Source organism: Fusobacterium sp. DD2 (assembly GCF_018205345.1).
Classification (GTDB): Bacteria; Fusobacteriota; Fusobacteriia; order Fusobacteriales; family Fusobacteriaceae; genus Fusobacterium_A.
The window spans coordinates 1-6,569 of sequence record NZ_JADRHM010000094.1 but is presented as its reverse complement, the minus strand read 5'-3'; the positions used below and the strand labels follow the sequence as shown (position 1 = coordinate 6,569).

Here is a 6,569-nt window from a genome sequence, read left to right as displayed (position 1 = left end):
GCAAAATCACCTCCTTTTCATATGCTTAATTATATCATACATTTAAGAGCAAAAAAATTTCAATTCATCTCCCACCTAAAGAGGAGGGGGTCTTCTTGAAGTTTTTAGATAAAAAGGTGCCAGAGGTATAAAACTGTGGCACCTAATATTTTATTTATCTTTTTTTACTCTTATTCCATCTAAAAGCTCTTTTCCATATTCACTCTTTGGTGAATCAAAGAAATCAAGAGCATCTGTTATTTCCTGAGTTTCTCCTTTATAAAGAACTAAAATCCTATCAGAAATGTTATATACAACACCTAAATCATGAGATATAAATACAAAAGTTGTATTGTTCTCCCTGTTAAATTTTTTTATAAGTTTAAGTATCTGTCTTTGAATTGAAAGGTCAAGAGATGCTACTGGTTCATCACATACAACAAGTTTTGGATCCAATATCATTGCTGCACCTATTATAACTCTCTGTCTCTGTCCTCCACTCAGTTCACATGGATACTTTTCTCCACACTGTTTGCGAAGCCCTACCTCTTCAAGCATATGCCCAACTTTTTCATCAATAACTCTGGGATTTTTTTCTCCATTTGCTTTTAAAGGTTCAGCTAATATATCCTTTATCTTCATAGCTGGATTTAGGGAACTGTATGGGTCCTGAAATATCATCTGAATATCCTTGATATCACGTTCTTCAAGAGGTTTATCCATAAATTCAATAGTTCCAGAATCCTTTTTTTCTATTCCTAATATTATCTTTCCAATTGTAGATTTACCAGCACCTGACTCACCTATAATTGAAAATATCTCTCCAGGGTTAACTTCAAAAGTTATATCTTTAAGAATCTCTTTTTTCTTTTTAAAACAAAGATACCCTTTTTCAAAACTCTTACAAAGTCCCTTTATTTTTAAAACCATCTCATTCTCCTCTTACCCATAGCTTGTGTGAAAGCTCCATAAGTCTTCTTACATATGGATGAGATTGATGTTTGAATATCTCTTCACAGCTATTTTCCTCTACAATCTCTCCCTTATAAGTTACATACACTCTATTGGCAAATCCCTTAATAGCCTCCAGGTCATGAGAGATAAAAAGTATTGATATTCCTGTTTTCTCCTGAATATGTTTAAAAAGATCTATTACCTCATTTTTAGTTCTCAAATCCAGAGCTGTAGTAACCTCATCTGCAATCAGAAGTTGTGGATTTCCAATTAAAGCCCCAGCTATAACTATTCTCTGCTTTTCTCCTCCACTTGTTTCAAATGGATATTTAGATAAAACAGCTTTGCTGTCTTTTATTCCTACTTTTCTTAAAATTTCAAGAACTTTACCTTCCCACTCTTTACTCTTTCCATAGTGACCTTCATATATTCTCTTAAGCTGACTTCCTATCTTTACTGTGGGATTTAAAGATGTAAAAGCATTTTGGAATACAGCTCCTATTCTGCATGTCTTCTCAAATTTATCATAACTTATAATACTTCTCTCAGGAAGTATTCCAAGTATAAATTTTGTAGTCAGTGTCTTACCACTTCCAGATTCACCAGCAAGAGCCACTATCTCTCCACTATCAATTGAAAAATTTATATTTTTTAGAAGTTTTTCTCCATCTATTTCAACATTTAAGTTTTTAATCTCTACTAGTTTCAATATCGTGTCTCTCTCCTTTCCAATTTTTTCATCTGGTAAACTGTAAATATTATAGCCAGACCTGGTGCAATGGTAAACCATGGAGCTGATATAAAGTATGACTGAGATTGATTTAGAATATTACCCCAAGTTGGATATGGTGGCTGAATTCCAAGTCCTAAATATCCAAGTCCTGCTTCTGTTAATATTGCTCCTGCAAAACCAGTAGTAAAACATACCATGATAGGCTTTACTATATTTGGAAGAATATGCACATATAGTATTCTTAAATCTGAAACTCCATATGTTTTAGCTGCTACTACATACTCCATATTCTTTTCTTTTTTTACTACTCCTCTTACCATGTTTACACATCTTGGAATATAGATAATAAATATTGCAGTGATAAGTGAACCAAATCCTACTCCCATTACTATTATAACACCTAATGCTATTATAATTCCAGGAATAGCTATAATTACCTCCATTATAGACATGATTCCACCATCTACGATTTTTCCATAATATCCTGCTAAACTTCCAATTACTATTCCCACAATTACTGACATGGAAATGGCACCAAAAGCTATTGCAAGAGTGTATATAGATCCTAATACAAGTCTGCTGAATATATCTCTTCCCAGATTATCACAACCTAGAATATGCTCAAAATTTGGAGCACATAATATAGCGTTATCATGCATAACATAAGGGTCCTGATAACGGAAGATACAAAGAATTAAAAAGATAATAAAAAGCCCAAAATAATATTTCTTTTTCATTATCTCTCACCTCTAATTCTTGGATCTAACAGTGAATATATTACATCTATCAAGAAATTTATAATTACAAGTACTGCTGATGTATAAAATATTATTCCCTGTACCAGTGGAAGGTCACGATTTACTACTGCTGTAACCATAAGTCTTCCTATTCCTGGAATAGAGAATATCTGTTCAACTATAACTACCCCTGTAATCAGATCTATTATAAGTATTCCTAAAAGTGGAATAATAGGAATTATTGAGTTTTTCAAAATATAGATATTCAACCAGAATTTTTTTACTCCATTTACATATAGATATTTTATATACTCCTCTCTCAATTCCTTATCCAGGTTATTTCTCATATAACTTGTAAACACCCCTATATTAGGTATTGCAATTACTATACAAGGCATAAGAAGAGATGTAAAACTTCTATTGTATCCAATTGAAAACCATCTTAAGGTTACACCAAATACAAACATTGATATTATCCCTATCCAGAAAGATGGAAGAGATATACAAAGTCCAATTACAAAGTTGATTACCTTTTTAGCATATCTATTTCTGATTCTATATATTGAAAATGAAAGAGGAACTGAAACAATAACAACCAATATAACAGTTATTATAGCTACTTCCAAAGTCAACGGAAGCCTCTCCCTGATAAGCTGAGCAACAGGTTCTCCATATTTAAATGAATTTCCCAAATCTCCTGACAGGAGATTTCTTCCCCAGTGAATATAACGTTCAAATACTCCCTGGTTAAGGCCTAGTGCTTCACGCATTATAGCTATATCTTCAGGTGTACTTTCCACACCTAATATAGCCATTGCTGGGTCTCCAGGTATCAATTCCAATAGTAAAAATGATATTGTTCCTATAAGATATATTGAAAATATCATTTTAAATAGTTTCTTTATATAATACATATCAGTCTCCAAAACTCATATTTGCAAAGTTTATAAAAGGAGTTGGATAGTACTCAAATCCTTTTATTCTCTTATCAAGAGATGTCATAAGTTCAGGGTCCATAATATAAATAGCTGCCTGCTGATCTCTTAATATCTCTTGTGCTTTTTTATAGTTAGCAGTTACAACAGCATCATCTGTTGAGTTCTTAGCTTCTGCTACCAATCTATCATACTCAGGATTATCAAAATTGAAGAAGTTATTTTTGTATGCCTTTGTATATCTTCTTAAGATTGCATATGGGTCTAACTTACCTGATAATCCAACAATAGATGCCTCATATTGTTTTCCAGTGTAAACATCTGATAGCCATGTTGTCCATTCAATAGTTTCTATCTTAGCATCTAATCCAATTTCCTTTAATTGTTGAGCAATAACTTGAGCTGTATTTACATGAAGTGAGTAGTTACTTGGCACTTTTATTGTAAATGTAAAGTTCTCATGTCCTGACTCTTTTAAAAGCTCTTTTGCTTTTTCTATATCTCTTTTTTGTCCAATGTTAGGAATACAGTATTTTTTCATAACTGGACTCATATTAGTCTCAAGTTTTATCCCATTTCCATCCATTACACTTTTAATTATCTCATCTTTATCAATTGCGTAATTGATAGCTTTTCTAACTCTTATATCGTTAAATGGCTCAACAGCATTGTTTAGAGCAAATATCTGAACTGTATTTTGTGGTGCATATACATTGTTAAAATTCTTAAGTTCATTTATTCTCTTTGCATCTACTCTTGATAACATATCTATCTCACCAGATAGAAGTTTTAAAAATGCTGTCTCTGTATTTGGAGTTATATAAACAATTACTCTATCAAGTTTTGCTTTATTTCCCCAATAGTCATCAAATTTATCCAATACAAGTTCCTGCTCTCTTGTATACTCTTTTACTTTGAAAGGTCCTGTTCCTATTGGATTTTTTTCAAGATTATCCTTATTTGCTTCTGGAACTATTCCCATTGTTAAAGCGTATATAAAGGCTGAATTAGGCTTTGCTAATGTCACCTCAACCTCATCATCCCCTACTGCCTTAATTGTCTGCATTTCACCTAATAGAGCCTTCACAGGAGGTAATCCATCCTTACCTGCCATTCTTTTTAATGAAAATACAACGTCATTAGGTGTAAGTGTAGTTCCATCATGAAATTTAACACCTTTTCTAATTTTAAAAGTATAAGTTTTTCCATCCTCTGAAACTTTCCAGCTCTCTGCTAGAGTTGGTACAAGACTTCCATCTACACCTGGCATTAAAAGTCCCTCAAATACGTTAAACATAATCTCTTCAGATCCACTAGAAACAATCTTGTATGGATTCATACTATCTATATCCATAGTCATTGTTGTCTTTAATTCTTTTACCTGTTTTTGCTCGTCCTGTCCACATCCCACTAAACAGAACCCTACAGCAAGTCCTACAATAATTTTCTTCCAATTTCTAAAAAACTCCATTTTAACCTCCAAATATTTTGTTTGATTGTCCTGAATAAAATTTTAGTCACATTGTAATAATACCTATTGTACCATATTTTAAATATAAAAAAAGAATATAACCAAAAATTATTAAAAAAATAATCAAGTTATACTCTGAATTCACTTAAACTTGAGCTTATAGCCCTCTCTGGACAAGAATATAGTTTTTTAATTTTCCTATCATATATGAGACAGATATAATGAGCAGCACTCCAATTATTGTACCTACCACTCTATCTACATAATATACGAGAGGAGTTATCTCTTCAGTCATATTCACCATTATAAAAAGAAATACGATACCACCTAGAGATGCTGAAACCTTTATAAAAGTTTCAATGATAAATATCACCACTAGTATACCACATCCTGTCCAAAATATCCCCTTTAAATTGAGAATAACAAAAAAGAAGGCTATTATTCCCCCTGCTATTGTACTTATTACCCTCTCTTTAGACTTATGTAATAACTCTTTCATATCCACATGAAATGGTACTACAGAAGCAAGGGCACAATAGTAAAGAGTATAGTTAGTCACATATTTTGAACTCATATGCTTATTTAAATAAGATACTATAAGATATCCTAATATAACTGCTATACCAGGTATCACACCTCTTTTTATATGATGAATTATATCTTTCTCTGTGATTCTTTCAAATGTTTCTTTAGGTTTATGTTTCAATCTGCTATAAGCTGTAACAAGAACTGAGACTATAAGAGCTCCTGCTGCTGTTCCTAATACTCTTTCTTCTAAATAAAGAGTAGGAGTTCGTCCAGGATCTATATTAAGCATTATATAAGTAAATGCAATACATCCAACAGTAGCTGGCACATGAATTATAAACTCTGTTATGCAGCACACTATACCAAGTCCAATTACATACAGAAGCATATTCTGTTGAAAACCACTATATGCAATTCCACAGGCAACAAGTCCTCCTAAAAAAGTGGTAACAGTTCTCTCATAAGCCTGTCTTCTAGTTCTTGCATCATTTAAATTGATAACATTTAGTGCAGCAATACCTGCGTAAAATTTTGAAAGTCCAAACATATCACAAAGTATCATAGATATCCACACTGAAATTGCCACAATCATTCCCTGTTCAATTATTTTAATCTCTTTCTCCTGCATAGATTTACCCTCTTTAATAAAATATCTATACTATATCAAACAACTTCCATCATATTTCATTGTAGGAGTTTTTTTATGCTTTTTCAAGAGTTTTTTATAAATTATACTATAATATCTGCAACTTCCATATCTACATGTTTTATCAGATCCTCAGGTTTTATAACAATCTGAAGTCCTCTTATTCCAGCACTTATCATAATCTCATCTTTTGTTAAAGCAGATTCATGGATAAATGTTCTATGTCTTTTCTTTATCCCTATTGGAGAACATCCACCTCTTATATATCCAGTCATAGGAAGAAGTTTTTTCATTTCAAGCATCTCTACTTTTTTTGCCCCTGCTACTTTTGCAAGTTTTTTTAAATCTATATTATCTGCTCCAGGAATACAAGCTACTATCATATCATTTTTATCAGTTAAAAGTACTAAAGTTTTAAATATCTTTGTTATATCCTGTCCTGTCTTTATTGATACAGCTATTGCACCAAGGTCATTTTCATCTACTTCATACTCTTTATAACTGTATTCTATTTTACTTTTATCCAATTCTCTCATTGCATTAGTTTTTTTCATAACGTCACCTCTGATTAAATTCTCCAAAAAAT

Annotated in this window: 7 protein-coding genes; all 7 read right to left on the bottom strand. The window is 32.0% G+C overall.

What is annotated here, in order from left to right; all coding sequences use genetic code 11:
* Positions 1 to 150: 150 nt before the first annotated feature.
* On the bottom strand, positions 151 to 909 hold the full coding sequence (locus tag IX290_RS10890; RefSeq protein WP_211493216.1) for a dipeptide/oligopeptide/nickel ABC transporter ATP-binding protein: 759 nt from the start codon (positions 907 to 909) through the stop codon (positions 151 to 153).
* 1 nt (position 910) lies between these two features.
* Positions 911 to 1,642: an ATP-binding cassette domain-containing protein gene (locus IX290_RS10885; RefSeq protein ID WP_211493215.1), complete on the bottom strand. Its 732-nt coding sequence runs from the start codon at positions 1,640 to 1,642 to the stop codon at positions 911 to 913.
* Positions 1,639 to 2,403, bottom strand: a complete 765-nt coding sequence (locus tag IX290_RS10880; RefSeq protein ID WP_211493214.1) for an ABC transporter permease — start codon at positions 2,401 to 2,403, stop codon at positions 1,639 to 1,641. Before IX290_RS10880 ends, IX290_RS10885 begins: the two co-directional genes overlap by 4 nt.
* Positions 2,403 to 3,317 (bottom strand): ABC transporter permease, encoded by a 915-nt coding sequence (locus tag IX290_RS10875; protein WP_211493213.1) that lies wholly within the window; start codon positions 3,315 to 3,317, stop codon positions 2,403 to 2,405. The genes IX290_RS10880 and IX290_RS10875 overlap by 1 nt, the downstream gene beginning before the upstream one ends.
* A gap of 1 nt (position 3,318) precedes the next feature.
* Positions 3,319 to 4,809, bottom strand: coding sequence for an ABC transporter substrate-binding protein (locus tag IX290_RS10870; protein WP_211493212.1), 1,491 nt, complete (start codon positions 4,807 to 4,809; stop codon positions 3,319 to 3,321).
* 157 nt (positions 4,810 to 4,966) lie between these two features.
* Positions 4,967 to 5,965: an FUSC family protein gene (locus tag IX290_RS10865; RefSeq protein WP_211493211.1), complete on the bottom strand. Its 999-nt coding sequence runs from the start codon at positions 5,963 to 5,965 to the stop codon at positions 4,967 to 4,969.
* Between the two features lie 101 nt (positions 5,966 to 6,066).
* Positions 6,067 to 6,537, bottom strand: coding sequence for a Cys-tRNA(Pro) deacylase (gene ybaK / locus IX290_RS10860; protein WP_211493217.1), 471 nt, complete (start codon positions 6,535 to 6,537; stop codon positions 6,067 to 6,069).
* Positions 6,538 to 6,569 lie beyond the last annotated feature (32 nt).